This is a genomic window from Leucobacter exalbidus, from assembly GCF_017834145.1.
GTDB classification, from domain to species: Bacteria; Actinomycetota; Actinomycetes; order Actinomycetales; family Microbacteriaceae; genus Leucobacter; species Leucobacter exalbidus.
Map to the genome: position 1 here is coordinate 1,852,037 of NZ_JAFIDA010000001.1, position 17,019 is coordinate 1,869,055.

Consider the following 17,019-nt stretch of genomic DNA (forward strand, 5'->3'; position numbering starts at 1 on the left):
ATTCGAACATACCCCACTAAACCTTTTCGTAGTTTCACTTACAAAAAATTAAGTGATACTGTCGAAACGTCGTGAGCTCGCATTCGGATGCGCAGTAGCTCCGCACACCAAACAATGTAGTTAGGAACCAGGCCGAACACCGGAGTTCGAAGCCACGGAGAGGTAATGCAAAATGACTGAACCAGCATCAGTTGCGTTAGATGCCAAGGATTCCCCAGCGATGGGTGTTGATGAGGCTCGCACGAGAGTAGTAGACCTCAGCATCTCTTCCAAGGATCGAATGATCATGGAAGACACACGGCTACTGGGTCAGCCCATGCCGCTCCTGTACATCTTCAGTCTCGAGTTCTGGGAGCGGTTCTCGTTCTATGGCTTGCAGGCCATTCTCGCCATCTACATCTACTTCTCGGTCGCAGACGGCGGACTCGGGCTGGGCACAGGCACAGCAGTCGGCATTATTGCCGCCTACGGCGGAACCGTCTACCTCTCGACCCTCCTCGGAGCGTGGGTCTCTGATCGCCTCTTTGGTGCCGAACGCACCATTTTCTACTCAGCGGTCATTGTGGTCATCGGTCACGTCACCCTCGCTCTGGTTCCCGGTTTAGCTGGGCTACTGGTCGCACTGGTACTGACCGCAGTCGGAGCTGGCGGCGTGAAAGCAAACGCAGCGGCAATGGTTGGGCAGTTGTATAGTCCTGGCAGCCAGCGAAAAGACGGCGGCTTTGTTCTCTACTACATGTCAATCACTATCGGCGCGTTGTTCGGTCCGCTCCTCACCGGGCTGGCTCAGTCAGAACTCGGCTTCCACTACGGATTCGGTCTAGCCGCAATCGGCATGACTATCGGCCTCGTCATTTATTCGCTCACCAAAAAGCACCTCCCCGACAGCGCGAAGTTGGTGCCCAATCCGCTCCCCGTAAATCAACGGTGGATGATCCTCGTAGCCGCAGCTGCAGTGGTGGGCGCGTTTACGATCATCGTTTCCACAGGGCTTCTCAATATGGGGAACGTGAGCCAGTGGGTGTCCGGCATCTCCCTGGCAATGCTCATCATGTTTTACTACGTCTTCGTCACCTCGAAGAAGGTGAATCGCGCTGAACGGAAGCGAACGATTGCTTTCATTCCGGCACTGGTCAGCACAGTTGTCTATTTTGCGCTCCACTTCCAAGTGTTTGGGTTGCTCACCACCTACGCTGACACGAGCATGAATCGAAAGATCGGCGACTGGGAAATGCCCGTTGCGTGGCTGGTCACTATGTACGCAGTGCTCATCACAGTTGCCGCCCCGTTCCTGAGCCGCCTGTGGACACGACTTCGCAACAAACAGCCTTCCTCTTCGATGAAACTGGGCCTTGGCCTTCCGATCACTGGCGTTGCATTCTTGATGTTCATCCCGTTCGCAAATGCAACCGAACCAAACTCGACGCCCGTACTCTGGGTCGCGCTGATCTTGTTCTTGATCGGCATCGGTGAGCTCCTGGTCGGCCCCGTGGGTGTATCACTGGCCACAACCGTTGCACCAGCAGCTTTCAAGGCACAGACCGTCGGCGTGTACTACCTCTCCATCGCTTTGGGTAGCGCTCTCTCAGGAGTCCTTGGCCAGTTCTACGACCCCATGAACCAGGTCCCTTACTGGATCACTATGGGCGCCCTCGGACTGATCGCTGGGGCGGTTCAAATCATCATCGCCCGCCCCGTTTCGCGAGTCCTCGTACCCACCGTCTAACCGCCCACCCTGGGCATCATCCAACAGAAAGCAAGGAAAAGTGTCTCGATTGCGCATCGCGGTTATTGGTACCGGAACGATGGGGTCCCAAGCTCTATGGCAGCTCTCACAACAGGATTGTGACGTGGTCGGCTACGAGCTTTACCAACCCGGTCACGCTCGTGGCGCTGCTGCTGGCGAGAACCGAGTGTTCAATTTCATCGAGCTTGAAGACTTACGGGTGCTTCCCATGACTGATCGAGCAGATCAGCTCTATCGGCGACTCGAAGAAGACTCCGGAGTCGAATTACGAGACCTTCAAGGTGTTCTGGCGATCGGCGAAGAAAGCGCTGAGCCTACCCAGATTGCGCTAGAAACTGCGCGAAAATATCCCGACCGTTTTCAGGTACTCAGCAACGCCGAGACCCGTGCCAAGTATCCGAAGTTCAATATTCATGACAATGAGATCGCCATCTTCGACAAGGAAGGTGGAATCATCTTCCCTGATCGGACCATTCAGGCTGCATCCGCGTTAGCCGTAGAAAACGGGGCGATCTTGCACACTGAGGCCCGCGTAGCGAGCATCGAACAGCGTGACGGAAAAGTATATGTCACGAACACAGACCAAGAAGTTGAGACTTTCGACAGGGTAGTGGTCGCTGCTGGCGCTTGGACCGGTCAACTGCTGCCGTCCATGGACAAGTACTTCGCCATGCGCCGGCTCATCTCAACTTGGTTCCGGCCGAAGTTCCGGGAAACCATGGAAGGGCTACCCGCTTACGTCAGGACAGAGCCGAATTACTCATACGGCCTTCCGTCCCCAGACGGGACCGCTCTGAAGGTCGGCCTCGGTTTCAAGAATCACCTTGCGATCGCTTCACCAGATTCATCTGAGTACACGCTCAGTGATGCGGATCTTCTACCTCTGCGAAATCTTGTCCGCGATCTATTCCCATCGCTCGGAGATTACCCTTCCCGATTTACGGTGTGCCACGAGAGTTACACCAAATCGCGAATTGAATGGGTTCAGCCGCACCCCGAGATGAGCAACGTTCTGGTCATGGCGGGGTTCTCCGGTAAGGGCTTCAAGAACTCACCTGCACTCGGCGAAATTGGTGCCCGCTGGGCTTTGGGCCTACCCACGGAACCACATGCTGAGTTCCTGTTTGAACTCGATCATCTCCCGTTCGAAGAAACCGAAGCTGTAGCCCAGGGATAACTTAGCGAGGGCTCATAGCTCGATCAGGTTCTCCTCAGTGGCCCCCGCGCATATAGCGACGTGCACGGGGGTCGCACGGCCACCCTCGATCGCGAACCCGCGGCCCGGAGGAAAGTCGGCCCGCTTGACGCGGCCCAGGTGTTCTCGAAACGGGCTCTGGCTTTCACCCTCGTCGGGTTGCAACGCGAGCCCCCACGTGGGCTGTTTCAGCGCCGCGAACAGATCCCAAATCGCGCCGCCGGTGCCCTGCTCGAACTCGACGAGCACCAGGGCATCGGCCCGCCGCGCCGTTTTCACGAGCGCCACGAGTTCTGCGAGCGCCTCCGTTCCCTCAGCGGTTGAGGCCCGCTCGATCACGATCACGGGCCGCGAAACGGGTGCGGGGGTGGGCGACGCGGGATCCGGGACCAGATCAGGTACTGCTCCCGGCGCCTCCGCGCCGTGCACCGCATCGACCGGGCCGCCGATGAGCCCGGGCAAGAGTTGCGGGCCGCGCGGCGGCTTACCGCCTAGCCTGATCGTGAGCTCGCGGGCGAGATCGCGCACCGCGTCCTCTTCGTGCGCGATCCGGTCCCAGATGCCGCGCCGCCGCAATCCGTCGTCGGTGAGGGTGAGCAGGATGAGTTCTGTCGTTTCGCCGCGCGCCCGTGCCCCGCGCGCCGCCGCGATGGCGCAGGTCGCGGCCGCCGTGGATAGCCCGGCGCCCGAGGGCCCCGCGATCACGCCGAGCCCGCGGGTGGGCAGGGTGATCGGCGCGAGATCGCTCGTGTCGATGCCGTAGGTGGGGCGGTCGCCGATGCTCGCGGCGAGGTCGTTCAGTGCGATGAACGTGGGCGCCTTGCGCACCTCGGCGACCGGGGGCAGTTGGGCGTGACGCAGCTGCTCGGCGAGGGTTTCGACGGCTCGGGTTTGGGCGCGCAGTTCGGGCTCCCCACCCGCGAGCGCGAACTGCAGCTCGGTGAGCTGCGGCCCGCGGCGGCGGCCTGATGTTCCAGGGACGCCCGGGGCGCCGCTGGATCCTGCGGCTCCGGCGGTGTGCTGCGCTCCGCCCACGAGTACGGCTCGGCCGGGGCCCGCGCCGTCGAGCATTTCGGCGGCTCCGGCGAAGTAGCCGTAGTCGGCCGGGTTGGCGAGGCGCAGCACGTATTGTTCTTGCACGCTTGCGGCGAGCGCGGTGGGGATCGCCCCGGGTCGGTCGCAGGTCATGATGACGTGCACGCCGGCGGCCCGCCCGGTGGCCATGATGTCGGTGAGTTGTTGGAGCTGGGTGTGGGGGCCTGCGGGGGCTTCTGCGGCTTGGCGCAGCGCGGCGAATCCGTCGATGAGCAGCACGATGCGGGATGCGGTGGCCGTGCGGCGGTAGGCCGCGAGGCCGTTGCAGCGGGCGGCCGCGAATCGGCTCGCGCGTTCGGTGAGGGCGTCGAGTACCCGGCGCAGTACCCGGCCGGTGAGTTCGGTGTCGGCGAGGGGCACTACGGCTCCCACGGTAGGCAGGGAGCGGATCGCGTCGAGCGCCCCGCCTCCCGCATCGATGCCGTACAGCTCGACCGGGTGGTCCATGGCCTGCGCCGAGAGTGCCTGGGCCAGTGTGATCAGTGCACTCGTTTTGCCGGTGCCGCTCGCACCGATGATGGCGACGTTGCCGGTGTGTTCGAGGTCGATCATGACGGGTTGCTGGGCCTGTAGTTCGGGGAGATCGCTGAGCCCGATGGCCACCGCGTCGCTGCGTTCGGCGGAGCTTAAGGAACCAGCGGAGCCTGCTGCATCAGCCGTGCCCGCGGGCCGCAGTTCCGCGAGCCCCGCGAGCCCGAGCACCCTCGGCAGCTCATCGAGCCAGGGTTTGCGGGGCGCCGCCACACCCGCTTCGTGGGCGGCAGCCACGAGGTTGTCGCGCAGGCGTTCGATGTCGCGCGGCGGCTTGGCACGCACGGCATGATCCGGGGCAGCATTCAGCGCCTCAGCCAGCCGGCGGCCCCCAGGTTCGGGCGGCACCGCCCACGGCTCGCCCTCGGCGAATCCGAGGGAGCGGATTTCGAGGGTCGGCACGGGCGCCCGTTCGGTGGCCCGCCCACCCAAGTACCCCGTTTGGAAGTGCGCGATGCGGCCCGGGCCCACTTTGATCGCGCCCCGCCCCGGGGTTTCGGCGGCGAAGAATGCGGCGTCTTTCACGCCGATGACGTCGCTGCTGTCGGCTTCGTCGGCCATGCGCAGCGCCACCCGCAGGTTCGTGTTGGCCCGCAGGTTGTCTTTGATGACGCCCGCGGGGCGCTGCGTGGCAAGAATCAGGTGGAGCCCGAGCGAGCGCCCCCGCTGGGCCACGTCGACGACGCCCTCGACGAATTCGGGGACGTCGCTCGCGAGCGCAGCAAACTCGTCGATCACGATGACGAGCGCGGGCGGGGCTGCTGGGTCGCTACGGCGCTCCATCGTGGCGAGATCTTTGGCGCCGTGCTCAGCGAGCAGTTCTTCGCGGTACCGCAGCTCGGCGCGCAGCGAAGTCAGGGCCCGCCGCACCAGGTGTGGGCTGAGGTCGGTCACAAGGCCCACCGTGTGTGGCAGGTCGACGCACTCGGCGAACGCGGCGCCGCCTTTATAGTCGACCAGCAGATACGTGAGCCGGTCGGGGCTGATGAGGGCTGCGAGGCTCATGATCCAGGTCTGCAGAAACTCTGATTTGCCGGATCCGGTCGTGCCGCCCACGAGGGCGTGCGGGCCGTGGCGGCGCAGATCGATCATGGCGGGGCCAGCGGGCCCCTGCCCCACGGGGGCCGCGAGCGAGACCTCGTCGCGTTCGCTGCCGCGCACCCAGTTCGAGGCAAGCGTGCCCTGCCAGGCCCGCAGAATCGGCGCGGGCCCCGTGGCGAGATCGATCGGGTGGAGTTCGCGCAGCGCGACCTGTTTGGGGAGGTCGCTTTCGTCGAGCGCGCGGGCGGCGGCATCTTCGACGGGCGCGAGGGTGCGTGCGAGCTGCACCGCCACCGGCAGGTCGACGAATTCGGCCCGGCTGAGGGCCACGCGGGTGCCCGTGCGCACGAACCCCACCGTGCTTCCGGCCCGATCGAGGTCGACAAAGGTGCGGCACGCGGCGGGCAGCTCGGCACGCGATCGGGCCACCCAGATCAGGTGCACCCCCACGTCGGGCCCTGCCTCGGCCACCCCAATCAGGCGCGAGAGCGTCGCCGCGTCGGGTGCTGCGCCGTCGGCGAGCACGAGCGCGACCACCGCGGGCAACGGCCGCAGACTCTTCACCGCCTCACCTCGCCCCTCATCATTGCGGGTGTCGGCGGCCAAGTGCGAGCGCACTCCGCTGCCAGGTACTGCCCCGGATCTCCCCTCAATAAGCGCCTCGATCGCGATCAGTAACCGTGTGGTGGAGGCCTCGTCATCGGCGAGCTGCCAGGCGCCAATCGGGCTCGTCACCGGGGAGGAATGGGGCAACCATTTCAACCATTCCCAGGGCGCCCCGGTGATTGTTCCACCGCCCGCACGACCACCGCCCGCGAAGCACGCCAGCACGAGTTCTTCTGGCGAATGGAGCCCGGCCAGTTGCAGCACGAGGGACCTGGCCAGCCCCGAGGCGTACACGGGGTCACCGGCCACTCCGATCGATCCGCACCGGTCGAAGCGTTCAAGCACCGGCACCGGGTGCGCGGTGGCAAATTCGGTCTCGAGCGCACGCACCTCCGCCCAGTCTTCGTGGGGGCCGTCGCCCCGTGCAGGCGCGGTGAGGGTGGTGCGGCTGGGCAGTTCGCCTTCCCCCAGCCGTGCCTCTAGGAACGCACCGTGTTCGGGGCGCCTCGCCCACAGCAGGCCTGAGCGTGCGCTCATGGCGTCGGCGATCTCGGGAACAGTGGGAGTTTCGGTGCCGCGCACCGCTATTTCTTGTTCAAGCAGGGCTTCAAGCTCGGTGCGTTCTGCGGCGAGCGCCGCACGAAAGCGCTGACCTGCGCGGCGCTGCTTGCGGCGCTTGGTCACCGCGCCGTCGACCCAGCTGCCCAGCATCATGACGGGCGTGAACGCCATCATCATGAGCATCAACGCCTGCCCGGTGACGAGAAACAGTACGCCGCCCATGATGACCGGTGCAATGAGGGCCAGTGTGGGGATGCGGGTGGTTTGTGTGGCGGGCGGCGGCGCGGGGAGCTGCCTGTTCGTCTGTGGAAATACCGGGTCGATGCGCGGCGATCGGGTGTGGAGCGCCCGGTGCGGCAGCACTCGAGCAGACATTGTGTGGGTCGGCAGAATCTGGGGTGGCGGGCCCGGGGTGAATTTCAGCACCACGTCGCCCACTTGTAATTCAGTAGGGCCCCGCAGCCGCACACCCGCTGAGTTGTCGCTGTTCCTCGCGTGGCCGCCCTCGCGGTTTTTCTCGTCGGCCCCGTGATCACCGACACCGCCACCGGCACCAGCACCAGCACCAGCGTTCTCTGGCAGGGCGACTCGGGTGCCGTTCGCGCTTCCCAGGTCGTGCAGTCTGGTCTCGCCGTCGGTGCCGCACTCGATGGCGGCGTGCCTGCGCGAGACGCTGGGATCCTTCAGGTGCGCTCGTGAGCCGGGGTCTCGCCCCACCAGGTTCATCCCCGGCACCAGGCTGAAGAGCGCTCCCGCCTGTGATCCGGTCAGCACTTCGAGGTACCCCGCCGGGGTGACGAGCCGCTCGGCCGGCGCACCCCCGAACTCGGCCACCGGTTCGATCGTCCACCCCGACTGCAGCCCTGAGCCCGCAACCGGGCTGCCCGGGTCGAGCAGCACGGGCGGCGCAGTAGCGGTGCTGCTCCCACGGATAGTCACGGGGCGCAGCCGCTCGGCGGCGATGCGGCCGAGCAGCGGGTCGGCTGCGAGCCCCGCCCGAATAAGGGTGCGGGCCAGATCGGCGACCGTCGCGGTGACATCGCACGCAAGCGTGACATCGTGAGTGCCGCCGTCGGGCAGCTGCAGCGCGACCCGAAACTTCACGCGGTACTCCCGCTGCTGGCTGCAGCCTCGGTGCTCCTGGCGGCTCCGCCGCGGCTCACCTGCGCGGTCACGCACCGCTGGCCTATGCCCCGCTGATCCATGCCCTTCTGATCCATGCCACGCTCATTCATGTCCCGACGGTAGCCCGCAGCGGCCTTTCCGCGAGCGGACGGACGGGGTTCTGTGAAGAACTTGATCCGGGCCCTGAAAATGCGCCGTTGGGGACGAATCGCAGCAGCAGCCAGTGCGGCAAGACCTGGCGCGCAGCCGGCAGCGGTTCACCACACACTGAGATTTCACTAACTTCAGAGCGAAAGGCTCGAAAATCTCTGGAATTAGTGAAATCTCTGAACCTGGTGAAAGTGGTGGGACTGCTGCGGGCGACAGGGTGGCTGCGCGTGGTGCAGTGGCGGTGGGCACCGGGCAGTGGCGGGCTGGCAGTGCGCAAAAGCGGCCCGGATCAGTCAAGATCCGGGCCGCTTGGCAGGGTGTGGGCAGGGCCCATGCGCTCAGCAATACGTGTGCTGCAATACGCGCTGCAGCGCGAGGTCACGCGAGCGAGTGCTTCACCTCAGCGTCGCCGCCGTCAACGGCGTCTACCGTTTCGTCGGCTTCGCTCTGTGCCTGCGCTCCCAAGTTGCCCTTGGTGAGTTTGTTGAGGATCAGCGCGAGTGCGCCGTCGCCCGTCACGTTGGTGGCGGTGCCGAAGCTGTCGAGCGCGATGTACGCTGCGAACATCAGGCCGATTTCCATCTCGCCGAAGCCGAGCATCTGCGAGAGCAGGCCCGCGGCCGCAGCGATTGCGCCGCCGGGAACGCCGGGGGCCGCGATCATCATCACGCCGAGCATCAGCAGGAACGGGAAGTAGGCGCCGAACGACACGTCGCCGCCGGTGAGCAGCAGCACGGCGACCGAGAAGCAGGTGATCTTCACCATCGAACCCGACAGGTGGATCGTCGCGCACAGCGGCACCACGAACCCAGCCACCGCATCGGTGACCCCGTTTTTCTTCGTCGAGGCGAGCGTCACCGGAATGGTGGCGGCCGATGACGAGGTGCCGAGCGCGGTGAAGTATGCGTCGCGCATGTTCCACAGCGCCTTCAGCGGGTTCAGGCCGTTCATCAACCCACCAATGGTGAACTGCACCAGCAGCACCACGAGCGTGAGCGCGAACGACACAATGACCACGAGCAAGAACTTGGTGACGACCGTCACGGCCGAACCGCTCGCCGACAGGTCGAGGAAGATACCGAAGATGAACAGCGGCAGGGCGGGCACGATGATGCGGCGAATGACCGCCTCGATCACTGTGCGGAACTCGACGGCGCCGCGGAACAGCACCCGGCTCTTGAACCCAGTGATGCCAATACCCACCACGAACGCGAGCACGAGCGCGCTCATCACGTCGATCACTGGGGAGAGCACGATCTCGGTCGCTGAGCCGGTCGCGCTGGCGCCAAGGGTGATGTAGGGGGCGAAGCCCGATCCCGCGCCATCAGCGAGCGATTCGAGCCCGCCGCCGCCGAGCGACGCGGTGAACAGCCAACGGCTGACGACGTACGCGAGCAGGCCGGCGAGAATCGTCGAGCCGTACGCGAGGCCGGCGGTGAGGCCGAGCCACTTGCCGGCGCCCTTGCCCAGCTCTGCGATGGCGGGGGTAACGAGGCCCAAAATGATCAGGGGGACGGTGAACCCGAGGAAGCCCGAGAAGATCGAGTTGTAGGTGAGGAACACGTTTCCGAGCCAGATCGGCATGATCGGGCCGGTGAGAATTCCGAGGATGATCGCGAGGACAATCCAAGCAAGCAGCGGCATCGCGCGCAAAAGTTTCATGAGGTTCCTTGAGTTTTCGACTCGCGTCGTCGCGGGCCGTGCCACGCGCAGACGCACTCCATTGTGGAGAGCCTTCATAGATAGTAAGCGATGCCGCGAGATCCCCTGCCATGTGGCAGTCCCGCAGCCGCACGCGCCCAGCCCGCAGGCATAAGCTGAGTGGGTGAGCAAAGAACCCGGGCACGCACGTATTCGCTATGTCGCCATTGGTGACAGCTTCACCGAGGGCGTCGGTGACGAGCAGCCCGATAGATCGGTGCGCGGCTGGGCCGACCTCGTCGCACAGGGCATCGCCGACGCAGTGGGCGAACCGATCGCGTACGCCAACCTCGCCATCAGAGGCCGTCTGCTCGCGGCCATCATCGCCGAACAGCTTGAGCCCGCGCTCTCCCTCGGTCCTACGCTCATCAGCTTCAACGGCGGCGGCAACGACATGCTGCGCCCCGGCACCGATATGCCGTGGATCATCGCAGAATCTGAGCGCGCCCTCACCCGCATCGCCGAGGCTGGTGCGGCCCCCCTGTTGATCACGGGGGCGAACCCAACGGTGGGCATTCCGAACGGCGACAGCGTGCGCGCGAAGGGCGATCAGCTGACGCAGGCCGCGACCGGGCTCGCCACGAAACTCGATGTGCAGTACTGCAACAACTGGAGCGATGAGGTGCTCGCGCGCCGCGAATACTGGTCGACTGACCGCCTGCATCTTGCCCCGGTGGGTCACCACCGGGTTGCCGCGAACGTGCTTACCGCGCTCGGCTACGCGACCCCGGCCGACTGGGTGCTCGATGCCGCACCGCGGCCCGCACCCACGGTGCGCGATCAGCTGAAGTACACCCGCCAGCACGTACTGCCGTGGATCGGGCGCCGGCTCACCGGCCGCTCGAGTGGCGACGGTCGCAGCGCGAAGTACGCTTCATGGGTCGAGATCGCACCGCGCACGGGCGCGTAATCCTTGCGCACTAGCTGGCGCGCGAACTCGCAAACTCGCGGGTAACGCTCGCGCCCGCATCTCATCCCTGGGTATGAGGTGGTTGGTACCTCGGGTGGACGCGCCTCGCGCGGCCCCTGGCCAGGATGGAATGGTAGACCCCTATGCCCGTTGGCATGCGGTGGGTCGCTCGTCCGTTCCGTGAAAGGCCTCATGCATTTCCTCACCCTCGTCAGCCTCAAGAACCGGCTGATCGTCGGCCTCGCGACCATCGCGGTCGCCGTGATCGGCGTGTTCTCCATGGGAGCGCTCAAACAAGAGCTCATGCCCACCATGCAGGCCCCCATGGCCTACGTCTCGGTGCAATCCCAGGGCCTCGCCCCCGAGGAAATGTCTCGCGTGGTCAGCGAACCCCTCGAGCAGGCGATCGCCGCCGTACCCGGAGTGACCGACGTCACCTCGTACACCTCGAGCGGATACGCCAGCATCAACGCCTCGTGGAAGTTCACCGAGGGTGACGACGAGACCATGCAGGCCCTGCGCGCCGCGACCGATGCGGTGCGCGCTGGCCTGCCCACGGGCACCGAGGTCGAGGTGTACTCGGGCGGCACCGACGGCATGCCCGCGATGATGCTCAGCGCGGGCACCACGGGCGATGAGGCCGCCTTCGGTGACGCCCTGCAGCAGACCGTCGTGCCTGCGCTGCAGAGCATCGCCGGGGTGCAAAAGGTCGATTTGGGCGGGCGCCTAGACGAGCGCGTGGTCATCTCGCTGCGTGAGGAAGACGCCAACCGGCTCGGGGTGGAACCCACCCAGATTGCCGCGGTGCTGCAGGCGAACGGCGTCGCGTTGCCCGCGGGCGAAGCACGCAGCAAATCCGGATCAATGTCAGTCACCGTCGGCACCGCCCTCGGCGCCACCACCACCGATGAGGCGATCGAGGCCATCGGTGCGCTGCCAATTCAGGGCAAGGATGGCGTGGTGCGCGTCTCTGACTTCGCCGACGTCGCCTTTGAAACCGTGCCCGCCGAGTCGATCTCGCGGGTCAACGGGAAGCCCGCCCTCACGCTGCAGATCACCCCGGCGCAGGGCGCCAACGTCGTCGACATTTCGCACGAGGTGAACGCACAGCTCGACGAGCTCGCACCCTCACTCAAGGCCGAGTTTGTGGCCCTGTTTGATCAGGCCCCCTACATTGAACAGTCGATTCACGACCTGTCGGTCGAGGGCGGCCTCGGGCTGCTGTTCGCCGTGCTCGTCATTCTCGCGTTCTTGGGTTCCTGGCGGTCGACGGTGATTGCGGCAGTGTCGATTCCGCTGTCGCTGCTGATCACGCTCATCGGGTTGCAGTGGACCGAGAACACCCTCAATATGCTCACCCTGGGTGCGCTCACCATCGCGATCGGCCGCGTGGTCGATGACTCGATCGTCGTGATCGAGAACATCAGTCGTCGCCGCGGCACGGGCGAACTCACCCCCGCCGGGGTCGTGGCGTCGGTGCGCCAGGTCGCCGGGGCAATCACGGCGTCAACGCTCACCACGGTCGCCGTGTTCTTGCCGATCGCCCTCGTGTCGGGCGTCGCCGGTCAGCTGTTTCGCCCGTTCGCCGTCACGGTGAGCATCGCGCTGCTCGCATCACTCTTTGTCGCACTCACGATCGTGCCGGTGCTCGCGTTCTGGTTCATGCGCGGTGGCAAGTCCCAGCGCACGGGCGGCGCCTCAGCCAGCCATCCCGCTTCAGACCTCGATGAGATTCACACACCGCCCGACCGGCTGCAGCGGGCGATCATGCCGGCGCTCAGTGCTACGCGGCGCCGCCCCGCGATCACGCTCATCGTGTCGAGCCTGATGCTGGTCGGTTCGCTTGCGCTGATGCCGTTCATTACGACCGATTTCTTGGGGTCATCGGGCAATGAGAGCCTGCAGCTCACCCAAACCCCTCCCAAGGGCACCACGGGCAGCAAGAAGCTCATCGCGGCGGCCGAACCGGTCGAGGCGGCGCTCAGCAAGGTGCCGGGTGTGCGAGATGTGATGACGACGATTCCCGTGGGCGCGGGCGAATCGGGTGCCGGGCCCACCACCATTTCGTACAGTGTGCAGCTCGCCGACGATGCCCAGGTCGACGTTGTTGAGCCGGCTGTGCAGCGCACGCTCGACAAGCTCGAGAACGCGGGCGAGCTGATGTTGCTCACCGAAGATTCGTACACCGCGGGCGCTGGCGGCGACGATATTGCGCTGCAGATTCAGGGCAATGATCCGGCCGCGTTGCGTGCCGCAAGTGACCTTCTCGAGCAGCAGCTCACGGCGGTGCAGGGCGTGAAGGCGGTGAAGAGCGAGCTTTCGGGCGAGCAGCCGGTGCTGCGCGTGAAGCTCGATGAGGCGAAGGCGATGAGCCTGGGCTTCGACCGGGCCATGGTGGCGACCGCGATTCGTGACGCGCTCGAGGGTTCGAACGTGGGCCAGCTGATGTTTGAGGGCCAGGAGCGCGCGATCATCGTGCGCACCCCGGGCACTGAGCGCAGCGCGAAGAAGCTCGGTGAGCTGCTGCTGCCGGTCACCCCGCAGCAGACCGCCAACGCCCAGAAGGTCGAGGGCGATCGCCTGCAAGAGGAGGCGAAGGCTGAGGCCGAAGCCGCCCGCATGCAGGCGAACACCGAGCTGAGCAATCAGATCATCGAGGCCGCGAATGCGCGGGCCGAGGCGGCCGCGCAGCTGCCCGCGCTCAACGCGCAGCTCGAGGCGCTGCTGGCCGCGCCCGTCGCGCCCGAGCCGCCCCGCACCCCCGAAGAGGATTCGCAGGTGCGCGCAAGCACCGAGCGCGCCGAACAAATCGCGGCGCTTCAGGGTGCGATCGCGGGCGCCCAGGGTGGCATCGAGGGTCTCGATGAGCAGATCGCGGCGCTGCAGACGGCCCAGACCGAGGCCGCGAACCAGCTCGCTGAGCAGCAGGCCGCTGAGGCCGAGCAGAAGGCCGCCGCCGAGGTGACGGGCAAGCCGCTGCCGCTGTCGGCCATCGCGACGGTCGAGGAGGAGCTCACCTCACCCACCATTATGCGGGCCAACGGCGAGCGCCAGGTGACGCTGATGGTGACCCCCGAGAAGGGTCAGATGGATGCGGCGAGCGCGGCCATCGACGACGCCATTGCGACGGCCGATCTGCCCGCCGGGGTGTCGTTCCAGCTGAGCGGTGTCGGCGCTGAGCAAGACGATGCGTTCGCGCAGCTGGGCGTGGCGATGCTCGCGGCGATCATGCTGGTGCTGCTGGTGATGGTGGCGACGTTCCGCAACTTCCGCGGGCCGTTCGTACTGCTGGTGTCGATTCCGTTCGCGGCGACGGGCGCGATCTTGGGGCTGCTGCTCACGGATACGCCGCTTGGGCTGCCTGCGCTGATCGGGCTGCTGATGTTGATCGGTATCGTGGTGACGAACGCAATCGTGCTGATGGATCTCATCAACCGTCTACGGGCGGGCGGTGCGACCCTGAATGAGGCCGTGGAGCACGGCACGCGCCTGCGGCTGCGCCCCATCTTGATGACGGCCGCGGCGACGATCTTCGCGCTGATTCCGATGTCGCTGGGGCTCACGGGCGGCGGAGTGTTTATCTCGAAGCCGCTCGCGATCGTGGTGATCGGCGGCCTGATCTCATCGACGCTACTCACCCTCGTGCTGGTGCCCGTGCTCTACACGATGGTGGAGCGCAGTCGCGACCGCAAACTCATCAAGCGCCGGGCCCGCGCAGTGCGGCGGCTGGCTGGGCGTGACGCGCAGGCGGCGGCCGGAACAGGCTCGCTGAGTGAGCTTGGCGAGTTGAGCGAGCTCAGTGAGCTGAGCGACCTGGGCGAGCCCGGATCGCAGAGCAAGGGCGCGGGGAACTAAACTCAAGAAACTAACGAGGGCTCAGGCTCGGCGCGATAAGCCCGAGCCTGAGCCCTCGCTCGTTTCACCCCGCATTGCCCAGCCCACCTTGCCCCGCCACAAGAGTTAGGTGGCCACGTATCGGGGTACTTCCTGGCTCGGTACCCCGATACGTGGCCACCTAATGCTTCGTCGCTCGCGGTGAGGGTCTCAGCTGAGGCTCGACCTACCAAACCCATGCCTGTGGGTGCGGCCTCAGCCTGCTGCTGAAGCCTGTGTCTTAAGCCTGCTGCTGGGTACGGCAGGCCGCGCAGATGCCGAACAGGTCGATGACGTGCTCGATGTCAGAGAAGCCGTGTTCGGCACCAACGGCGCGCGCCCACTCCTCAACGACGGTTGCTTCGAGCTCGCGGGCTGCCCCGCAGCTACGGCAGATGAGATGGTGGTGGTGACTCTTCGAGCCGCACGAGAGAAACAGGTTCTCGCCCTCGGGCGCCTGGATCGTGTCGGCCTCGCCGTCTTCGGTGAGGCTGGCGAGGGCGCGGTAGACGGTCGCAAGCCCGATGGTCGAGCCACCGTCGCGCAGCGTCTGGTGCAACTGCTGGGCGCTCACGAATCCGTGCGCGCCAACGAGTGCGGCGCGCACCGCTTCACGCTGCCACGTGTTCCGTTTCGGCTTCACGCGCTACCTCCTACGTCGATCTGGTCCCCTTCACGGTACCGAACTTTTCTGGTCTCACGCGCACGAAGCCTGTTTGCGCCGCGCAGACCGGAGCTGATGATCAGGGCGACGAGGAACAATCCGGCCATGGTGAGGCCGATCGCACCGCCCGCTGCGACCGAGAACTCGCGTGAGATCCACAGCCCCACGAGCCCGCCGGCAACACCGAGGGCGGCGGCAATGGGGGGCACCCATTCGACGCGGGGGGCGAGCACGCGCGCGGCCGCGGCCGGGCCGATGAGCACGGCGACGCCCAAGATGGCGCCCACCGCGGGCATCGCTACGACCACGGCGGCCGTGATGATGGCGGTGACCACGAGTTCGACGGGCCACTGGCGGTAGCCCGCCGCACGAAATCCGGTGGGGTCAAAAGTGTGAAACAGCATGCGGCGGCCATACGTTGCCGCGACCACCAGTGTGACGAGCAGCACGATGGCCGTGATGCCGATGTCGGTGGGGGTGACCGCGAGCGGCGATCCCACGAGCAGCGCATCGACGGGCACGCCGAGCCCCGGGTTGAGGCTGGTGAGCAGGGTGCCGAGCGCGAACCCAAAGGCGAGCACGATGCCACTGGCGACCTGGCGGCCCTGCCCGGGTACGCGTGCGAGGGCCGTCATTACGAGCACCAGCACAACCGCGAACAGGGCTTGGCCGAGCAGCAGATTCCAGCCGGCGATTGCGAATACCACGCCGCCAGGAAAAGTGGCGTGGCTGAGCGCGACGGCGAAGAAGGAGCGGCGGCGCAGCACGATCAGTGTGCCGGCGATGCCCGAGAGCAGGCCGAGCAGGGTGAGTTCGATGGCCGCGAGTGCGAAATAGCTCATGCGCGCTCCCCCGACTGATCTCGCGCAGAGTGCGAACGCCCAGGCTGCGCGCTCCCCGGCTGAACTTTCCCAGGCTGAGCGTTCCCTGGCCGAGCTTTCAGAGGCGTAGCCTTCCGCACTGCAGCGCCCGTCAGCAACCGTGCCGCGACCGCAACCGCATAGAGCGCCACGAGAATGAGCACGACCACGGCGCCGGGTGACACGGTGGCGCCGAGGCGCACCGACCAGTCAAAGGCGAGCGTGAGCCCGGTGATGCCGGCGATGAGCGGGGTGAGGATCGCGATCGGCACGAGCCACGCGAAGCGGCGGGTCACAAGCCTGGCGACCGCCATCGGCACCACGGTGAGGGCGATCACCATGAGCACGCCGAGGGCCTGCACGCCGGCCACCACGAGCAGCGCGACCGCGACTGACAGTGCGAGGTCGGTGCGCAGCACGCTGAACCCGGCGGCCTCTGAGCCCACCCGGTCGAACGCGCGAAAGAGCTGGGCGCGGCCGGTGACCACGATCACGGCGACCGCCAGCACCGCCACGATGGCGATCTGCCACAGCTGCGTGCTCGTCACCGTGAGCAACCGCCCAAAGAGCAATTCTTGCAACTGCGAAACGTAGCCGTCTTGGCGCGAGACGAGCACCACGCCGAGGCTGAACAGGCCCGTCAGTACCACGGCGATGGCTGAGTCGGCGTCGATGCCGCGGCGTTCAAGCAGGGTAAAGAGCACGGCCGCGATTAGGGCTGCGGCGAGCGCTCCGGGCAGCACGGCGTCGGTGCCGCCGAAGGCCGCGCCGATGACGAGGCCGGGCAGTACGGCGTGCACGAGGCCGTCGCTCACGAATTCGAGGTCGCGAAAGCTGACGAAGAGCCCGACGACGCCCGAGGCGACCGCGAGCAGTGCGATGGTGACGAGCGCGCGCCACATGAATGGGAGCGCGAAGAAGCTGAACGGGCCGAGATCTGCGAGCTGGATCAGTTGCACC

At 66.0% G+C, this 17,019-nt stretch carries 9 protein-coding genes; 4 read left to right on the forward strand and 5 right to left on the reverse strand.

Translation table 11 applies throughout. The annotated features are described in order from the left end of the window. Positions 1 to 172: 172 nt before the first annotated feature. Together JOF28_RS08385 and JOF28_RS08390 are read left to right on the forward strand one after the other, a co-directional pair. Complete coding sequence (locus JOF28_RS08385; RefSeq protein ID WP_209705346.1) at positions 173 to 1,726, forward strand: peptide MFS transporter; 1,554 nt, start codon at positions 173 to 175, stop codon at positions 1,724 to 1,726. A gap of 40 nt (positions 1,727 to 1,766) precedes the next feature. Then, positions 1,767 to 2,924: an FAD-dependent oxidoreductase gene (locus JOF28_RS08390; RefSeq protein ID WP_209705347.1), complete on the forward strand. Its 1,158-nt coding sequence runs from the start codon at positions 1,767 to 1,769 to the stop codon at positions 2,922 to 2,924. 12 nt (positions 2,925 to 2,936) lie between these two features. Here the strand turns inward: JOF28_RS08390 and JOF28_RS08395 are convergent, their stop codons facing one another. Both JOF28_RS08395 and JOF28_RS08400 read right to left on the reverse strand, forming a co-directional pair. Continuing rightward, complete coding sequence (locus JOF28_RS08395) at positions 2,937 to 7,880, reverse strand: type VII secretion EssC family protein (protein ID WP_209705348.1); 4,944 nt, start codon at positions 7,878 to 7,880, stop codon at positions 2,937 to 2,939. A gap of 549 nt (positions 7,881 to 8,429) precedes the next feature. Continuing rightward, entirely contained in the window at positions 8,430 to 9,713 is a 1,284-nt protein-coding gene (locus tag JOF28_RS08400; protein ID WP_209705349.1) for a dicarboxylate/amino acid:cation symporter, read from the reverse strand. Between the two features lie 163 nt (positions 9,714 to 9,876). On the opposite strand from JOF28_RS08400, the gene JOF28_RS08405 reads away from it, so the two are divergent. Together JOF28_RS08405 and JOF28_RS08410 are read left to right on the forward strand one after the other, a co-directional pair. After that, positions 9,877 to 10,662 carry an SGNH/GDSL hydrolase family protein gene (locus JOF28_RS08405; RefSeq protein WP_342452128.1) on the forward strand — a complete coding sequence of 262 codons (786 nt, stop codon included), beginning with the start codon at positions 9,877 to 9,879 and terminating at the stop codon, positions 10,660 to 10,662. A 192-nt stretch (positions 10,663 to 10,854) separates the two neighbouring features. Then, complete coding sequence (locus JOF28_RS08410; protein WP_209705350.1) at positions 10,855 to 14,517, forward strand: efflux RND transporter permease subunit; 3,663 nt, start codon at positions 10,855 to 10,857, stop codon at positions 14,515 to 14,517. A gap of 259 nt (positions 14,518 to 14,776) precedes the next feature. Here the strand turns inward: JOF28_RS08410 and JOF28_RS08415 are convergent, their stop codons facing one another. The 3 genes from JOF28_RS08415 to JOF28_RS08425 are packed head-to-tail and all read right to left on the reverse strand — an operon-like array spanning position 14,777 to position 17,018. Then, entirely contained in the window at positions 14,777 to 15,178 is a 402-nt protein-coding gene (locus JOF28_RS08415; protein ID WP_209705351.1) for a Fur family transcriptional regulator, read from the reverse strand. Next, positions 15,175 to 16,041, reverse strand: a complete 867-nt coding sequence (locus JOF28_RS08420; protein WP_209705352.1) for a metal ABC transporter permease — start codon at positions 16,039 to 16,041, stop codon at positions 15,175 to 15,177. The genes JOF28_RS08415 and JOF28_RS08420 overlap by 4 nt, the downstream gene beginning before the upstream one ends. Next, on the reverse strand, positions 16,038 to 17,018 hold the full coding sequence (locus JOF28_RS08425) for a metal ABC transporter permease (protein ID WP_342452129.1): 981 nt from the start codon (positions 17,016 to 17,018) through the stop codon (positions 16,038 to 16,040). The genes JOF28_RS08420 and JOF28_RS08425 overlap by 4 nt, the downstream gene beginning before the upstream one ends. Position 17,019: the final 1 nt, after the last annotated feature.